Annotated in this window: 12 protein-coding genes; 1 reads left to right on the top strand and 11 read right to left on the bottom strand. The window is 72.7% G+C overall.

Going from position 1 to position 15,859, the window contains the following annotated elements:
- Window positions 1-751 precede the first annotated feature (751 nt).
- The 9 genes from ABZS51_RS14900 to ABZS51_RS14860 form a co-directional block, all read right to left on the bottom strand.
- Window positions 752-1,144 (bottom strand): flp pilus-assembly TadE/G-like family protein, encoded by a 393-nt coding sequence (locus ABZS51_RS14900; RefSeq protein ID WP_355440369.1) that lies wholly within the window; start codon window positions 1,142-1,144, stop codon window positions 752-754.
- A gap of 77 nt (window positions 1,145-1,221) precedes the next feature.
- Entirely contained in the window at window positions 1,222-1,590 is a 369-nt protein-coding gene (locus ABZS51_RS14895) for a TadE/TadG family type IV pilus assembly protein (RefSeq protein ID WP_355440366.1), read from the bottom strand.
- 59 nt (window positions 1,591-1,649) lie between these two features.
- Entirely contained in the window at window positions 1,650-2,042 is a 393-nt protein-coding gene (locus ABZS51_RS14890; RefSeq protein WP_355440363.1) for a TadE/TadG family type IV pilus assembly protein, read from the bottom strand.
- A 71-nt stretch (window positions 2,043-2,113) separates the two neighbouring features.
- Window positions 2,114-2,338, bottom strand: a complete 225-nt coding sequence (locus tag ABZS51_RS14885) for a hypothetical protein (RefSeq protein ID WP_355440360.1) — start codon at window positions 2,336-2,338, stop codon at window positions 2,114-2,116.
- The gene (locus ABZS51_RS14880) at window positions 2,338-3,258 is read right to left on the bottom strand and encodes a type II secretion system protein (RefSeq protein ID WP_355440357.1); all 921 of its coding nucleotides are present in this window, start codon (window positions 3,256-3,258) and stop codon (window positions 2,338-2,340) included. The genes ABZS51_RS14885 and ABZS51_RS14880 overlap by 1 nt, the downstream gene beginning before the upstream one ends.
- A gap of 47 nt (window positions 3,259-3,305) precedes the next feature.
- Entirely contained in the window at window positions 3,306-4,148 is an 843-nt protein-coding gene (locus ABZS51_RS14875; RefSeq protein WP_310708263.1) for a type II secretion system F family protein, read from the bottom strand.
- Window positions 4,148-5,443: an ATPase, T2SS/T4P/T4SS family gene (locus ABZS51_RS14870; RefSeq protein ID WP_310708264.1), complete on the bottom strand. Its 1,296-nt coding sequence runs from the start codon at window positions 5,441-5,443 to the stop codon at window positions 4,148-4,150. The genes ABZS51_RS14875 and ABZS51_RS14870 overlap by 1 nt, the downstream gene beginning before the upstream one ends.
- The gene (locus ABZS51_RS14865) at window positions 5,440-6,156 is read right to left on the bottom strand and encodes a hypothetical protein (protein WP_355440353.1); all 717 of its coding nucleotides are present in this window, start codon (window positions 6,154-6,156) and stop codon (window positions 5,440-5,442) included. The genes ABZS51_RS14870 and ABZS51_RS14865 overlap by 4 nt, the downstream gene beginning before the upstream one ends.
- A gap of 1 nt (window position 6,157) precedes the next feature.
- On the bottom strand, window positions 6,158-6,823 hold the full coding sequence (locus tag ABZS51_RS14860) for a hypothetical protein (protein WP_355440350.1): 666 nt from the start codon (window positions 6,821-6,823) through the stop codon (window positions 6,158-6,160).
- A gap of 569 nt (window positions 6,824-7,392) precedes the next feature.
- Between ABZS51_RS14860 and ABZS51_RS14855 the strand changes: the two genes are divergently transcribed.
- On the top strand, window positions 7,393-13,779 hold the full coding sequence (locus ABZS51_RS14855) for an FtsK/SpoIIIE domain-containing protein (RefSeq protein ID WP_355440346.1): 6,387 nt from the start codon (window positions 7,393-7,395) through the stop codon (window positions 13,777-13,779).
- A gap of 374 nt (window positions 13,780-14,153) precedes the next feature.
- On the opposite strand, the gene ABZS51_RS14850 is transcribed toward ABZS51_RS14855, so the two are convergent.
- Together ABZS51_RS14850 and ABZS51_RS14845 are read right to left on the bottom strand one after the other, a co-directional pair.
- Window positions 14,154-15,530 carry a hypothetical protein gene (locus tag ABZS51_RS14850; RefSeq protein WP_355440343.1) on the bottom strand — a complete coding sequence of 459 codons (1,377 nt, stop codon included), beginning with the start codon at window positions 15,528-15,530 and terminating at the stop codon, window positions 14,154-14,156.
- Window positions 15,530-15,826, bottom strand: a complete 297-nt coding sequence (locus ABZS51_RS14845; protein WP_310708269.1) for a hypothetical protein — start codon at window positions 15,824-15,826, stop codon at window positions 15,530-15,532. The genes ABZS51_RS14850 and ABZS51_RS14845 overlap by 1 nt, the downstream gene beginning before the upstream one ends.
- Between the last annotated feature and the right edge of the window lie 33 nt (window positions 15,827-15,859).

Here is a 15,859-nt window from a genome sequence, read left to right as displayed (position 1 = left end):
TGCCCAGCATCCCGTCCCTGCCCAGCATCCCGTCCCTGCCCAGCATCCCGTCCCTGCCCAGCATCCCGTCCCTGCCCAGCATCCCGTCCCTGCCCAGCGTCACGCCCGGACTCCCACGCGCCTCCGCGAGCGCCGTCGCGCCTGGATTCACGGCCCCGGCGTTCGTCGGACCGTTCGCGCCCGCGACTCTGCCACGCCCCCCGGACCCGCTCCTGCGCGGACTCCCGCATCGGTTCCCGCGCGGATCCGCGGCCCCGCTCGCGCCCGTACCGCGGCAGCCGTTCCTCCTCGGTCGCCGGCTGCGCCCCGGGCCGCCGCGGCACCCCGTCGTCGCCGGCCCCTCGGTCCTGCCGCGCAGCCGGTTCCTTCGGCCCCGGCCCGCCCGCGTCCGCGCCGGACCGATCACCCCCTGAGAGCTCCTGTTCGGAACGGTCCTTTCCGGATCGTGCGTCGCCCTGGCTCCCGGCACGCCAGTCACCCGAGAACACGGACGGCCGGGGAGCCTGCCACGGCCCGGCCGCCGGCCGGCCACTCGCAGGCGAAACCGACGAACCAGGTGGAACGGGCGAACCAGGTGGGACCGGCGAACCAGGCGGGACCGGGGGGACCGGCCGGCCGGGGAGGCGTGGCCGGTCGCCGGAGGGCTCGCGCCTTGGCGGTGGCTCTGGCGTCGGCATCGCCTCTCCTTTCTCACATCAAGCGTGGGTGCTCATCGCCCCCACATCCATCGACTGACGGGAATCGGTCTGGCTCATCTCGCCTCTGGGCCGGCCGACGCCTCCCCTCGCATCTCGCCGCCCTGGAACCCGAGCGCGCCGAGGAAGAACGCCTGCCAGGCGACGTTGACGCCGACCGTCACCACGGCCTGGTCCCCGCCCACCTCACAGGAGGCGGCGCCCACCCCGTCGCCCCCCTGCGCGGTGATCAGCTCCTGGGCGCGGGCGCAGACCTCACCCTGGTCGAGCAGCCTGGTCTCGCCGGTCTCGCGCAGATGGTCGATGTCGATCTTGTCAGCGCCGGCGCGGGCGGCCTGCTCGGCGATGTCGGCGGCCCGGAGCCGCGCGTTGATGGCCGCGCCGCCGTCGACCAGCAGCCCCGCCAGCATGAACACCACCACGGAGAACAGCACGGTGAACACCGACATGGACCCGCGTTCCCGGCGCCGTGTCATCCCCTGCGGCCACGGGCGGACGCGCGGCCCCGGGCCGGGGTGACGCGCGCTCACTCCACTCTCCTGAGCTGCTCCAGCGGGACCACCGCGGTCCCCGTCATGTCGTGGGTCGCTCCGAAGCCGAGGAATCCGAGGTCGAGCTCGCACGTGACCTCGGCCGTGGCCTGTCCCCCAGCCCGGAAATCAGACTTGTCGAGGGAGACCGACGGCTTCCCGCAGCTGCCCTGGAGCGCGGCGGTGGTGGCCTGCTCGGCCGCCTGTCCCGCCGCGTCGAGATCGCGCTGGACGGAGGCGGCGCGGGCCGCGTCGCGGGCGGCGCCGTCGACCTCGCCCTGCGCCTCCACCACCCGCCCCGCCCCGGCCAGGAACATGAGGAAAAGCAGGAAGACCGGCGCGAGCATGACGGTCTCCATCGCCATGGACCCACGCTCTCCCCGCCCACGCCTTCCGCGCCTGTGCGCGCTCACCCGGTTCGTGGTCATTGGCAGTCGTCGCCCCCGTTGTCGGGCCGGAAGCACTCCACCGGACCGCCCGACGTGGCGGTGATCGTGAACGTGAGCTGCGGCAGCAGCGGTATGACCTGTACGGCGCTGCCCGTCACGGTGACCCACCGCTGGTCGGGTTCGCGTTCGGAGGTCTTGGCCGTGGCGCCGGCCAGCAGGCGGGGCCCGATGGCGCGCACCACGTCCGTGGCCTTCGCCGTGGCCGCCGTCTCCCAGCCGCCCGAGTCGAACGGCGCCGAGCGCGCCACCCGGGCGCCCTCGCGAGCCGCCGCCTCTGCCACCTGCCGGCCGTGGAACCAGAGCGCCACCTGCACGATGAGCAGGACGACGGCGAGCACGACCGGCATCAGCAGCGCCAGCTCGATCACGGTGGCGCCACGCTCACCCCGGGGTCGTTCCCGGGAACGCGGGCGAGGGAGGAGCCGGGGGGAGGCGGCGATCATTGGTTGCCGCTGTCCCCGCCGCCGAAGCTGGTCTGGATGTCGTTCTGCTTCTGCTCCACGAGCGTCTTGATGAGCGTGGCCAGGCCGAGCGCGACGCCGACGATGATCGCGGTGATGATCACCCATTCGACGGCCGAGGCGCCGCGGCTGGGCGCGGTGCGGGCGCGGTGGATGCGCACGCCGAGGTACGCGCGCAGGTAGACGATCCAGGGATGGTTCATCAGGACCCCAACATCTTCATAGCGGCCGGAAAACTGAGAAAGATCACGAACCCGGCGCAGAGCAGGAGCTGCGCCACGAGCATCGACTGGGAGCGCTCGCCCGCCCGGCCCTCGATCTCGGCCAGTTCGCGGCGGCGCAGCGTGGCGGCCCGGGCCGTCAGCGAGGCGCGTACCTTGGCCCCGTCGTCGGCGACGAGTCCCAGCGCGGCGGACAGGTCGCGCAACTCGTCGACGTTGATCTCCTCGCCGAGCTGGCCGAGCGCCTGCCACGGGGTGATGCCGACGATCCGGGCGCCGCTCAGCGCGTCGCGGATGCGTGACATGGCCCAGTTGGGCTGGTCGCCGCTGATGCTGACCGCCATCATGAGCGCCTCGGGCACGCCGCGCCCGCCCGCGAGGTTCATCGAGACGAGGTCGAGGAACGCGCCCACGACGTGCCGGAAGTCGCGCCGTTTGGCCGCCGCGTCCCGCTTGACCTGGAGGTCGGGCAGGAAGAAGAACACCGCAGCCATCGCCAGAGCCGCCCAGAACGGGATCGTCAGCGACGCGCCCCAGCCCATGAGGAACAACCACGCGAGCAGTACGGGGAACGCGAGCAGCCCCGCCGCGGCGAGCAACGCCTTGGTGGCCAGGTAGCCCTCGAACGACCGCCCCACCAGCGCCAGGTCGGCCTTGGTGGAGCGGACCTCCCAGCCGCGCGCGCCGTACACCTGTGCGAGCCGGACGCCGAGACCGCGCCGGAAGGCGCTGACCTCCTCCTCCGCCGTCACGAGCTGGATGCGCGGCGCGCCCGCGTCCTCCCGCACGGCCTCGATCGCGAGCAGCCGCGCCACCAGGCCGGGCCGGGCCGGGAACAGCGCCCGTACCAGCAGGAACAGCCCGAGGCCGAGCACGCCGCCCGCGAGCACCCCCTCAACCACGGCCGCCTCCCCGGACGCCGGGCGCCTGGACCGTCGTGGTCAGGCCGTCAGCCATGGCCACCTCCGACGAGCAGTCGCGTGGGTTTGTCGAAACGCGCCAGCCGCCGCATCCAGGCGAAGCCGGCGCCGAACAGCCCGGCCACGACCACCAGCACCGCCTGGCCGAGCAGGCTGCCGTACTCGCTGACGTACGACGGGTTGAAGACGACCAGCAGCCCCGCGAACACCAGCGCGGTGATCACCACGATCTGCACGCTGCGGCGGGTGGATCGGCGTTCGGCCTCCACGCGTCGGCGCATGTCGAGCTCCTCGCGGGCCGACACGGCCAGGGCGCCCAGCACGTCGCGCAGGCCGGGGCCGCGCAGCCGGGAGTTGAGGATGAGCGCCGCCACGACCAGGTCGGCGGAGGGGTCGTCGAGCTCGTCGGCGAAGAGGGCGAGCGCCTCCGGCAGGGCCATCCTGGTGTGCAGGCGGTCGATGAGGGCACGCAGGTGCGGTCTGAGCGTGGGCGCCGCGGCCCTGATGGAGGCCGGGATGGCCTGTTCGAGACCGGCCGCGCCGGCGATGGTGTCGCGCAGCGACTCGGTCCAGGCGGCCAGCCCTTCGAGGCGATGCATCGCGGCGCGCTCCTCGGCGGCGCCGCCGGACAGGCCGCGCCAGGAGAACACCAGCAGCACCGCGCCCGCGGCGAACACCGGCCAGCGGGTCACCGCGAGCACGACGGCCGCGGCCACGGCGGCGATCGCGGTGCGGGTGGTCAACATCCTGACGAGCTCGCGCTTCGGCCGGGCCGGGCGGGGGCGCATGCCGTACAGGGAGAGGAAGAGCAGGTAGAGGCCGCCGCCGGCGGCGGCGCCCGGGAGCAGGGCGAGCGGGTCGAGGCCGGTCATCACCACACCCCCGGGGTGTAGCCGTGGGCGATGAGCTCCTGCAGGCAGGAGACGGGGGCGTGCGGCAGGGCGGCGCCGTCCGGACCGGGCACGAACACCTCGCTGGACAGCACGCGCCCGTCGCAGCCGTTGACCTCGCGGATGCTGGAGACGTAGCGGCGCAGGGTGCCGCCCCGCTGGTAGTCGTTGCGTTTCTCCACGAACACCACGAAGTCGATGGCTCCGGCGATGAGCATGTGGGTGGCGTCGATGGGCAGGCGCTCCCCGGCCTGGAGGGCGTAGGTGGCGATGCGGTTGAACACCTCCATGCTGGAGTTGGCGTGGATGGTGGACAGGGAGCCGTCGTTGCCCTGGGTCATCGCGTTGAGCATGGTGACGATCTCGTCGCCGAGGACCTCGCCGACGATCACGCGGCTGGGGTTCATGCGCAGGGAGCGGCGGACGAGCTCGGCCATGGTGATCTCGCCCTGGCCCTCGGAGTTGGGCAGGCGCTGCTCGAAGGCCACCACGTTGGGGTGCAGCTCGGGGAACTGGTCGAGGCCGAGCTCCAGGGCGCGCTCGACGGTGATCAGGCGCTCCGTGGGCGGGATCTCGTTGGCCAGGGCGCGCAGCAGGGTCGTCTTGCCGGCGTTGGTGGAGCCGGCGATCATGATGTTCTTGCGGGCGGTGACGGCGGCCGTGAGGAACCTGCCGATCTCCGGGCTGATGGTGCCGTTGCCGACCAGGTCGCTGAGGAACACCTTGCCCAGGCGGGCGCGGCGGATCGACACGGCCGGCCTGAGTGTGACGTCCATGACCGCGCTCAACCGGGAGCCGTCGGGCAGGCGCAGGTCGAGTTGGGGGTTCGCGGTGTCGAACGGCCTGCTCGACAGGCCGGAGTAGGCGGCCAGGATCTGGATCAGCTCGATCAGCTCGTCGTCGGACTCGGCGACCGGCTCCTGCATGAGCTCCTGGCCGTCGGCGTAGCTGACGAAGACGCGGTCGCAGCCGTTGATGTCGATGTTCTCGACGTCGGGGTCGTCGAGCAGCGGCTGGAGGCGGCCGACGCCGAACAGCGCGGCGTGGATGCCCGCCGCCAGGGCCTCCTCCTCCTCGACGGTGGGCGGGGTGCGGCCGAGGCCGATCTCGCTGCGGGCGTGCTCCTCCAGCACCTGGGAGATGAGGGCGCGGGCGAACTGGCGCTCGTCCTCGCCGGTCATCGGGGTCAGGCCGTTGGCCTGGTCGAGCCTGCGCTGGTGGGCCAGCCGGTCGCCGACGTCCTGGCGGAACCGCTTGACGAGGGTGTGGTCGATCACGGCCGGCTCACCAGCCGTCCCGCGAGGTCGCGTGCCGTACGGATGAGCAGGGAGCGGTCGAGGCGGCCGCCCCACTGGCCGCGCAGCAGCTCGGCGCCCTTGGGGTCGTGGGCGAGGCCGTGCACGAACGCCACGCTCGGGCCGACGATGCGGCGCACGTCCTCGATCGAGGATCGGTAGTTGCGCGGGTCGGCGATCACGACCACGCCGTGGGCCTTGGTGACGGTCAGGCGTTCGCGCAGGTGGGCGACGTGGTCGAGGGTGGCCCTGGTGAGCAGCAGCACGGTCTCCGCCTCGGCGAGCAGGTCCCCGAGCTGGGGATGGGCTCCCAGGCGGCCGCAGTCGGCGATCACGTCGGCCTCGGGTATGGCGGCCAGCGCCCGGCCCAGCGGTCCCCAGAGCCAGGTGAGGCCGGCGGCCTGCTCGCCGTGGGTGAGCCCGGCCAGGACGTCCAGGCCGCCGACGATCTTCTGGGTGTGCTGGTGGATCTGCGCGGGCTCCAGGCCGCGCCGCGCGCCGGCGGCGAGGGTGAGCAGGCCCTTGCCGGGGTTGAGCACGCCGCCGTCGGACGCGGGGAGCCGGTAGGCGATGTCGCCGCCCGCCGGGTCGCACTCGGCCAGCAGTACGGGCCTGGGCCAGACGGCGGCCAGGGCCGTCGAGGCGGTGGTGACTCCGGGCGCGCCCTTGTCGGCGGCCAGCACGATGAGCGCCACGTCAGCGCGCTCCCGGCAGCTCGGCCACCGCGATCTCGCCGCTGGAGGCGTAACGGAGGATCTCCGGCGAGGCCGTGGCGTCGACGATGACGGTGATCAAACCGGTTCCGCCGGTCCTGCCGGGGGCGCCGACGCTGAAGACGAGCGCCTTCTCGGCGAGCACCTGGCTCTCCGTCTGGCTGGTCCGGGCCGGGACGTGGACGACCTGCACCCGGTCGCCCTTCTGCAGCCCGGCCGGCGCCTGGCCGGACTTGAGCGCGAGACCCACCTTGGCCTTGCCCGGGACCAGCTCCGAGCTGGCCCTGACGCCCATGCTGTTGGTGAGCAGCGTGCCGGGCAGGATCGTCACCGCGGCGAAGCTGTCGAGGACCTGCTGCCGCTGTGACCAGCTCACGTAGTCGAGGCCGCTGTCGGCGATCTGCACCTCTTCGAGCGCCTCCGCCGTGAACTGCTGGCCCGCGCCGATCTGCTGGGTGACGCGGATGGCGGAGATCCGGTCGCCGCTGCGCATGACGAGCAGCGTCGTCGCGAGCGCCCCGCCCAGGATCAGGAGCACCGCGAGGGCGGCCAGCGCAGGCTTCCGCTCGCGTGGAGGGACGGGCAGCTTGCGCGAGGCCGGGCCGGACAACCCCGCCGTGTTGACGGCGGGCTTTTCGCTGGTCCTCATGGGTGGGGGGCTCCCATTAAGTGGAATTGTGGAATTCACGCCATTATGTGCAGCCCGGCCTCGGGGTGGGGCGGGAATGCGAGGAACCATGCTCGTTTCGCAGGTGGGAAGCTGTCAACTCGACGTATTCGATACTCATTGTTTCTACCGAGTTGACGGCATTGCCTTTTTGGAGCTATGTGCCACGACTGTCACATGGGTGCCGTTACGCACGAGCCTTTATGTCACTTTTCAGCGGTCCGGGTGGTGGGCGGCCTGTCACCGGTGCGGGCGGCTGCTCGGTGGATCGCCTCTCGGCCACCGCTCGTGGCATGATCGAGCGGCGCACACGGGCATGGCCCCGGCGAAAAAGACGCATCATCCGGCAAGCCCGACAACTGCCCGAAAACCCCCAATAGGACAGACCCCGAATCCCTCAGAACCGAAAATCCGGCGTGTCGTCCACAGGCCATTTTCCGAACCAGGCGTTATCCACAGCCGGCCGCTTCCATGCCATTGGCGTCAACCCGGAAGCCTAATCTCGTTGCGGGCGCTACCTTGGCGCCGAGATCCGACCGAGGAGACGGCACATGCGGATCATGCTCACCGTGCTCGGCGAACGGGGCGACCGTGACATCGTTCTGGAAGGCGACGACGGGGCCACTGTCGGCGCGGTGAGCGAGGCGCTCGACGGGCGGCAACCGCTCGCCCAGGTCGTCCGTCTGCCCCGCTCGCGAGCCCCGTACGGCATCCCCGGCGCGGAGCCTCAGGAAGCGTCCCGCCCGTCATGGGGGCCGGGGCATCCGGCCGAGCCCGGCGGCACGCTGTGGCGCAACGGGCGTGCCCTGGACCCCCGGGCTCCCGCCAGGGCCGTGCTGCGCGACGGCGACAAGGTGACGCTCGAACCGCGCCTGGCGCTGCTGACGATCATCGAGGAGCCCGGCGGGGTGGCCGAGGTCCGCGTGGTGGGCGGACCGGCCGCCGGTGCCGTGCACCGGCTGGGCCTGGGCGTCCACGTCATCGGCTCCGATCCCATGTGCGCGCTCGCCGTGGCCGACCCGGCGCTCGCGCCCGAGGCCGTCGTCCTGCGCGTCACGCCCGGCGCGATCACGGCCGAGCCGATCCGTCGCACCGCCCCCGGCCAGGCTCCCCGGCCCAAGCTCAAGGGCCGGTGGGCCGACGAGGTCGCCGAGATGACCGCGCGGGTGGCGGAGCGGGAGGCCGCGGCGGCTGATCCCGGGTCGTGGCAGCCGCCCGAGCTCGACGGCCGCCCGCTGGCCGGCCCGGCCGACTGGCCTGAGCACGCGGTGCTGACATGCGGGTCCTCCGTGTTCGCGCTGACGGCGATCGAGCCTCAGGACGCGCACCTCGATCCCCGGCCCGAGGGCGGCGTCGCCTACAACCGGCCGCCACGGCTGCGCCGCACCGACGGCGAGCGGGCGTTCGAGCGGCCCGCGGAGCCGCGCCGGGCGGAGGGCATGCGGCTGCAACTGCTCGCCGCGTTCCTGCCTGCCGTCCTCGGCTGCACGCTGGCGTACGTCCTGCACCAGTGGTACTTCCTGCTCATGGCCCTGATGACCCCCGTCATCATGATCGGCCAGTGGTGGAGCGACCGGCGGCACGGCCGCAAACAGCATCGCAAGGCGCTCAAGGAGTTCCAGCAGCGGCTCAGGGAGTACGAAGAGGTCGTGGAGCGGGCCAGGGCCCGCGACGAGGTGACGCGCAGGTCCGACGCGCCCGACCCGGCCGAGGTGCTGCTCACGGCGACGGGCCCGCGCCGGCGGCTGTGGGAGCGGCGCGTCCACGACCCCGACGCGCTCCGTCTCCGGATCGGCCTGGCCGACCTGCCCGCCGACCTCGACCTCACCGAGGAGCAGGGCGGCCCGATCGACCCGCCGATCTGCCGCGCCGTGCCCGTGGCGCTGGCCATGCGCCGGCTCGGCGTCGCCGGCATCACCGGACCCCGCGACGCGGCGACGGGCCTGGCCGGATGGCTGGTCGGCCAGGCCGCGACCCTGCACAGTCCGCGTGACCTGGCGATCGTGGTGCTGTCCGCCCGGGCCGACGGCGAGCGCCGCTGGGGGTGGGTGCGCTGGCTCCCCCACTGCGCGCCCCGCGGCGGCGAGGACTGCGTGGCCCTGGTCGGCACCGACCCGGAGTCCGCCGCCCGGCGCGTCACCGAGCTGGCCACCCTCATCGACGAGCGGCAGAACGCCACGGCCCCCGAGCTGGGCAAGATCCCCACCGGCTGGGGCGACGCCGGCGGCTCGGAGAAGCCGGTCTTCTCCACCTACGACGAGCGTCCGTACGACGTGCTGGTCCTGCTCGACGGCGCCCAGGCCCTGCGCGGCCTGCCCGGCATGCCGCAGGTCCTGCGCCAGGGCCCGCGGGCCGGCGTCTACACCCTGGCCATCGACGAGGACCAGCGGCTGCTGCCCGAGGAGTGCGCGACGGCGGCCGCGTGCGGCACCGACGGGTACGTCCGGCTGCGAGGTGGGGGCCTCGACGTCATCGGGCCGGTTCTGGCCGACCTCGTGTCGCCGACCTGGTGCGACCGGCTCGCCCGCGCCCTGTCCCCCATCCACGACGTGAGCAGGGACGACCCGTCGGGCAACCTGCCCAGCGCGGCGCGCCTGCTCGATCTGCTCGGCCTCGCCAAGCCCACCGGCCAGGCGGTGGCCGCCCGATGGCGCGGGCGCGGCTCCACCAAGGCGATGATCGGCATCGGGCCGGACGGGCCGTTCGCGGTCGACCTCGCCCTCGACGGACCCCACGGGCTCATCGCCGGCACCACGGGTGCGGGCAAGTCGGAGCTGCTGCAGACCCTGATCTGCTCGCTCGCCGTGGTCAACCGCCCCGACCAGCTGACGTTCGTGCTCATCGACTACAAGGGCGGGGCCGCGTTCAAGGAGTGCGTACGGCTGCCGCACACCGTCGGCATGGTCAGCGACCTCGACGGTCACCTGACGCAGCGGGCGCTCGACTCGCTGGCGGCGGAGCTCAGGCGGCGCGAGCGCCTGCTCCTCGCCGCCGGGGCCAAGGACATCGAGGACTACACCGGCGATCCGCTGCCGCGGCTGGTGCTGATCATCGACGAGTTCGCGGCGCTAGTGGCGGAGCTGCCCGACTTCGTCACCGGCCTGGTCGACATCGCGCGCAGGGGCCGCTCGCTGGGCATCCATCTGATCCTCGCCACCCAGCGCCCCGCCGGCGTGGTGACGGCCGACATCCAGGCCAACACCTCCCTTCGCATCGCACTCCGGGTCACGGAGCCGATGGAGTCGTCGGACGTCATCGACATGCCGGACGCGGCACACATCTCGAAGACGACTCCCGGGCGCTGCTACGTCAAGTCGGGCGCGAGCGCGGCGACGGCCGTGCAGACAGCCAGAGTGGGCGGCCGGAGCCCCCTGCCCCGCCCTCGCCGGCCTCGCCACCTCCTCTCGGCCCCGTCACCCGGCCTTCTCCCGGCCCCGACACCGGATGACGATCATCCAATCCCCGGTGTCCAGCCGGAGAGCGGGACGCGGGCCGAGCCCCATGCCCCCCACACCCGGCGAGGCCCCGCCTCCGCCCCCCACTCCCCCGGCACCACGAGCTCGCAGCCCTCTCACACCAGCCCGGACGCCGGTGGACAACCGACCACCCGCTCCCCCCACCCCCGACCCGACGGCCACCCCTACGACGCCACCGGCTCACCGACGAGCGCCACCCCCACCAACCACCCACCGGCCAGACCGCACACCGACGGCCGCCACCACGCCCCCTACACCACCCGCACGCCAGATGACCGCCACCATCCCCCACACACCACCAGCACCCCAGATGACCGCCACCATGCCCCCCACACCTCACAGAGCCCAGCCGGTCGCCCCACCGGCGCAGACGCCGTGCCGACCACTGACGGCTACGGCAGCGGACCGCACCCCCTGCCGGACGACTTCGGAGACGGCATGCCGAAGGGCTCGTCGGCCGCCGGTGGCCCGGCAGACCCGCACGCTCACACGGCTCTGCCCGGCCCCAGCCGCACAGGCGGCGCGGCCCCCGGCACAAGCCGAGCAGGCAGCACTCCGACCTGCACACCCGGCGCAGGCGGTGCTCCGACCAACACGCCCGCCTCAGGCAGCGGTTCTCACGACCCAACAGCACCACGCGGGGCATCTCACGGCCTGACGGGACCCGACGGAGCGTCTCACGGCCTGTCGGGACCCGGCGATGCGTCTCGTGGTGCAAGCGGGTCGGGCGGCCCATCGTCGGGTGACCGGTTCCCGAGCCTGGCCTCGCTGCCCCGTACCGACGGCTTGTCCGTGCGCCGTGGAAAGGCACCCGCTTCAGGAGGCCGCCCGCCCAGGACCGACAGCTCGCCACCAGACCGGAGCGGCAGCGGCATCCCCGGTTCCCCGCCCCCGCCACTGACTTCCGCACCTGGGCGGACACCTCCCCCTCAGGACCCCGACTACCTCGGCGCCCCTGTTTTCCCCTACGACGGCGGTTCCGCCTTCCCGCACGACCCCCGTTCCGGGGACGACATGCCCCCACTTTCCCCTCGCCACCCGCTTGCGCCCGACGACGGCTTCCCGGGAGAGCTGGTGTCATCAGGCGACCCCGCTTCGGCTGGAGTGGCCGGCCGCCTCCCCGGTGAAGGTCTCGGGCGGGACGGACTCCATGAGATCTTGAACATTCTCGGCCCCGCCGACCGGGGAGGACCGTCGAGTGGCGGCGACAGCTTCGGGCCCGATGGCACGGACGGCGGGTCCGTGGTCGATGGCACGGGCGGTGGGTCCGTGGTCGATGGCACGGGCGGTGGGTCCGTGGTCGATGGCGGTGGCGGCGGGTTCGGGGCTGCCGACGATGGCCGAGGGAGCATACGGGTCGTCAACGTGGACTGGCGGTCGCTGGGCAAACCGTTGCCCGCGCCTCCGGAGCCTCCGGAGGAGTCGACCGTCACCGACCTGTCCATCCTGGCCGACGCCGTTGTGGAGGCCACCCGGCTGACCGGCGTCCGTCGGCAGCCGAGCCCGTGGCTGGAGCCCCTGCCGACACACCTGGTCCTCGACCAGGTCCACCCCATGACCGGGCGTGCGGCGCCGTACACCGGACTGAGTCCTCTGCCCGGCTCTCCGGAGACGCACGGAGGACAGAGACCCCTGACCGGCCCCCCGCAGACGCACCCAGGACGGAGACCTCTGACCGGCCGTGCTGATGCGGAAGCCGGTTCGTACCGGTCCGGGGTGACGGAGGTGGAGCCGATCCCGTTCGGTGTGGTGGACCAGCCGTGGGCGCAGGACCGCCGGGCCCTCGCGCTCGACCTGCGTCAGGGCGGCCATCTGCTCATCGCGGGCTCGCCGCGCACCGGCCGCTCCACCGCGCTCCGGACGATCGCGGGTGCCATCGCCGCCCAGGCGTCTCCGTCCGACGTCCACGTGCACGCGATCGACTGCGGCTCCGGCGCGCTGCTGCCCTTGATGGCGATGCCGCATTGCGGTGCGGTGGTGACACGCGACCAGCTCGACCGCGTCGAACGTCTTCTCGGCCGCCTCCGCGCCGAGGTGGGCCGCCGGCAGCAGTTGCTCGCGGAGGCCGGGCATGCCTCCCTGGCGGAGTTCCGGCTGGCGGGTCATCGTCTTCCGTGGCTGGTGTTCATGCTGGATCGCTGGGAGGGGTTCGTCGCCGCGTTCGAGAGCTATGACTACGGGCGGCTGATCGACGCGGTCCTGCAGTTGCTGCGGGAAGGGTCGGCGGTCGGTCTGCGAGCGGTCGTGACGGGTGACCGGTCGTGCCTCATGGGGCAGGTGTCCACGGTGTTCGACGACCGCCTGATCCTGCGGCTCGCCGATCCGGCCGACTACGGGCTGGCCGGGCTGCCGCTCAAGGGGTTGCCGTCGTCCATGCCGCCCGGACGGACCCTGTCGATCGGCGAGCACGGCATCGTCGAAAGCCAGATCGCTCTCCTGACGGCCGACGCCTCGGGTCCGGCTCAGGTGGGAGCCCTGCAGGATCTCGCGCGAGCGGTGTCGGCCGGTGTTCAAGACTCGCCGGAAGCGATGACGCTCCACGACCTGCGGCCGGCGGGACCTGCCTCCGTTCGGCCAGGTGCCCCCGGTCGGCCAGGTCTCCCTGGTCGGCCGGCGGGACCTGGCCAACCGGGGGCGGGACCCGGTCAGCCTGGGAGCGTTGATGGGTTGTCCGGGACGGTCGAGCCGTCGGACGGCGGAGGCAGACGCCGCCTGAGGGACGCCGGGCAGGCCGCGTTCGCCCGAGGTGCGTGGCTGTGGGAGGGAGAGCCGCCGCTACGGGTCGACGCGCTCCCCATGCGCATCACCGCCGGCGAGGCCGAAGCCCTAGATCCCGGCTTCAGTCCCCCGTCTCCGCTGTGGGCCCTCGTCGGTGCGGGCGGCGACGCGCTGGCGCCGCTCGGCGTCGACCTGTACGCGCAGGGACCGGGCGCGGTGATCGCCGGGCCTTCCCGCTCGGGCCGTTCCTCGGTGCTGGTGACCGCCGCTCACTCGCTCATCGCGTACGGCACACCGGTGGTCGCGATCGCGCCCAGGCGCAGCCCGTTGCGCGACCTGCGGGGCGCCGTGGCGGTCTTGGACGGCAACGCCACCGATCTCCAGGAGCTGCTGGCCAAGCATGAGGAGTACGTGGTCCTCGTGGACGACGCGGAGCTGATCAGCCCGGACGGGCCGCTGGGCATGGCGCTGGAGGAGGTGTTGCGGTCCGGGCGTGACGGGGATCACGGGCTGATCATCGCGGGATCCACCGGTGATCTGACACAGGCTTACCGGGGCTTCGTGGCGGAGACACGCAAGTCGCGGACCGGGGTGTTGTTGTCGGTGCAGAGTCCGGCGGATGGGGACCTGCTGTCGGTACGGCTGCCGCGTGGCGCCGTAGGAGGGCCGCCAGGGCGAGGGCTTCTCGTCACGATGGGGACCATGACCCCCATCCAGGCCGCCCTCCCTGAGGGGGAGGTGTAAGGCAAGGCACCCGCGCAGGAGCGCCCGTTGACGGCCGCGTGGTCATACCGGCCACAGTCACCGGTCGTATCCCCCTCGGCACACCCGCCCGCGGACGTATCGCCCCCGGCACACCACCCCGCGGAGGTATCGCCCCCGGCACACCCGCCCGCGGATGTACCGCTCCCGCACACCACCCCGCGGTCATACCCCGCGGACGTAGCGCCCCGGTACACCACACCCGCGGACGTACCGCCCCGCACATCACCCCAGCGGTCGTCGGCACACCACCCGCGGACGTACCACCCCCGGCACACCACCCCGCGCGGGCCTACCACCCCGCAGAGCACCCCCGCGGTCGTCGCTGGAGTGAACCGCCGCTGGACGGCGGACGGTCATGCCAGGTCGTGGCGGATGGTGTGGCCGGTGGTGTCGTCGGCAGGACCTCCCCATACGTCGTCGACCTCGTGCAGCCAGGTCGACGTCCCGTCGCTGCTCTCCTCGGGTTGGTGTCCGTTCCCATGCATAGGCGGGTACATCGGCATGCCCGTTCCGGCGGCGTCGCCGGCCCTGACGCCGGGTGAGACAAGGCCGGCGTAGCGGCCGTCTCCCGCTCCCGTCGATGCTCCCGGCACCACGGTCGGGGTTGCGAGGGTGCGGATCTCCGCCGGGGACTGGACGTGGGCCGGGGTGTACGGGGTGGCGTTCGGGTTGGTGGGCGTGTCGAACTTGGGCTGCTGGAAGTCCGCGAGCGAGGTGTCGCGCGAGCCCGGGGTGGACGAGCCCGGGTCCTTGCCGGCATCGGCGTTGGGGTCGGGCACCTGCGGCTGCTGCGGCAGGTTCGGTTGGTTCGCGTCAGGGGTGCTCCCGACGGGACTGTTCGGCGCGGTCTGAGGTGGGGTGGTCGGGGTCGGGGTCGGGGTCGGGGTGACCCCGCCCGGGTCCTGGACGCCCGCCCCGCCGGGACCGCCGGCGCCGCCCGGGCCGCCGTCCTGGCCGGAGCCGGGCACCGTGGGGCTGCCGGCAGTGGGCCCTCCGACGCCGGACGGAGAGACCGCGCCAGGGATGGGGCCGACCGCGGCACCGTTAGGGCTGCCCCCTCCGGCGGTCGGGTCGAAGCCGGCGGGGTAGGCGCCGCCGTTCGGGCCGCCGGGCCCTTTGAGGGGATCCGGCTTCCCGAGGCCGAGGTCGGTGGCCGTGCTGGCGTCGATCTTCGGCAGTGTCCTGCTGACGTCGGGGGGAAGCAGGTTGTACCACGTCTCAAGGTCGTGGTTGAGCCTTTGGAGATGCTTCGTGGCGACATCGTTGGCGGAGGCGAACCAACTGGTCCCGCCACCCGAGCCGTTGTCGTACCAGAGGAATTTCATGCCTTGGATGGGGGTCGCGTGGCCCCCCCAACCGTCCCAGCCGCCGGAGTCGCCGTATTTCGGCAGGACGTCACGCCCCAACGACTCCAGGGGGCGGCCCATCATGTTGAAGCGGCCCGACACCTGGTCGATCGACTCGTGCAGGGATTTGAGGGCGAGCTGGGCCTCGACCGAGGCCTTGTCCCCCCAGACCTCCGCCATGCGACGCGCCGCGTCCTCGATCCGCTGCAAGCACGTGGCCAGCACCGATCCCGCGTTGACGTAGGTGTTGCCTGCCTTCTCGATGTCGGGGGCGGCGTCGCGCAGGGCCTTGGAGATCCGCTCCACCTTGTCGGCGGGCTGGGTGCCGTGCACGTAGAAGTCCGCCTTGGCCCGGACCGGGAAGGTCTTCTTGTCGTACTCCATCAGATGCTCGCCGTAAGCCCGGTGTTGCTGGTCTCGACTTCCTTCTGCACGCCCGCGCCGGCGTAGATCAGCTCGATGGCCGTCGCGTACTTCTCGATGATCTCTTGGTAAACGAGACCGAAATACTGCTGGCCGTTCTGGAGCGTCTCGATGAACGCCGCGCCGGGCGCGTAGTCCGGATCAACCATCAAGGTCATCGGGAGGGCATGCTTCGCGAAATCCGTCGGCGTCCCGGCGCCCGTGCCGAGCATTCGCTTCAGGTCGGCTTCCAGGTCTTTCGCGATGCCCTCGAGCACCTTGGCCTCAAATGTGACCTCGTCTGGCTTGGG

This window comes from Nonomuraea sp. NPDC005501, from assembly GCF_040605905.1.
Taxonomy (GTDB): domain Bacteria; phylum Actinomycetota; class Actinomycetes; order Streptosporangiales; family Streptosporangiaceae; genus Nonomuraea.
Note: the sequence above shows the minus strand (reverse complement) of the source record. Positions and strands in the feature narration are given on the sequence as shown.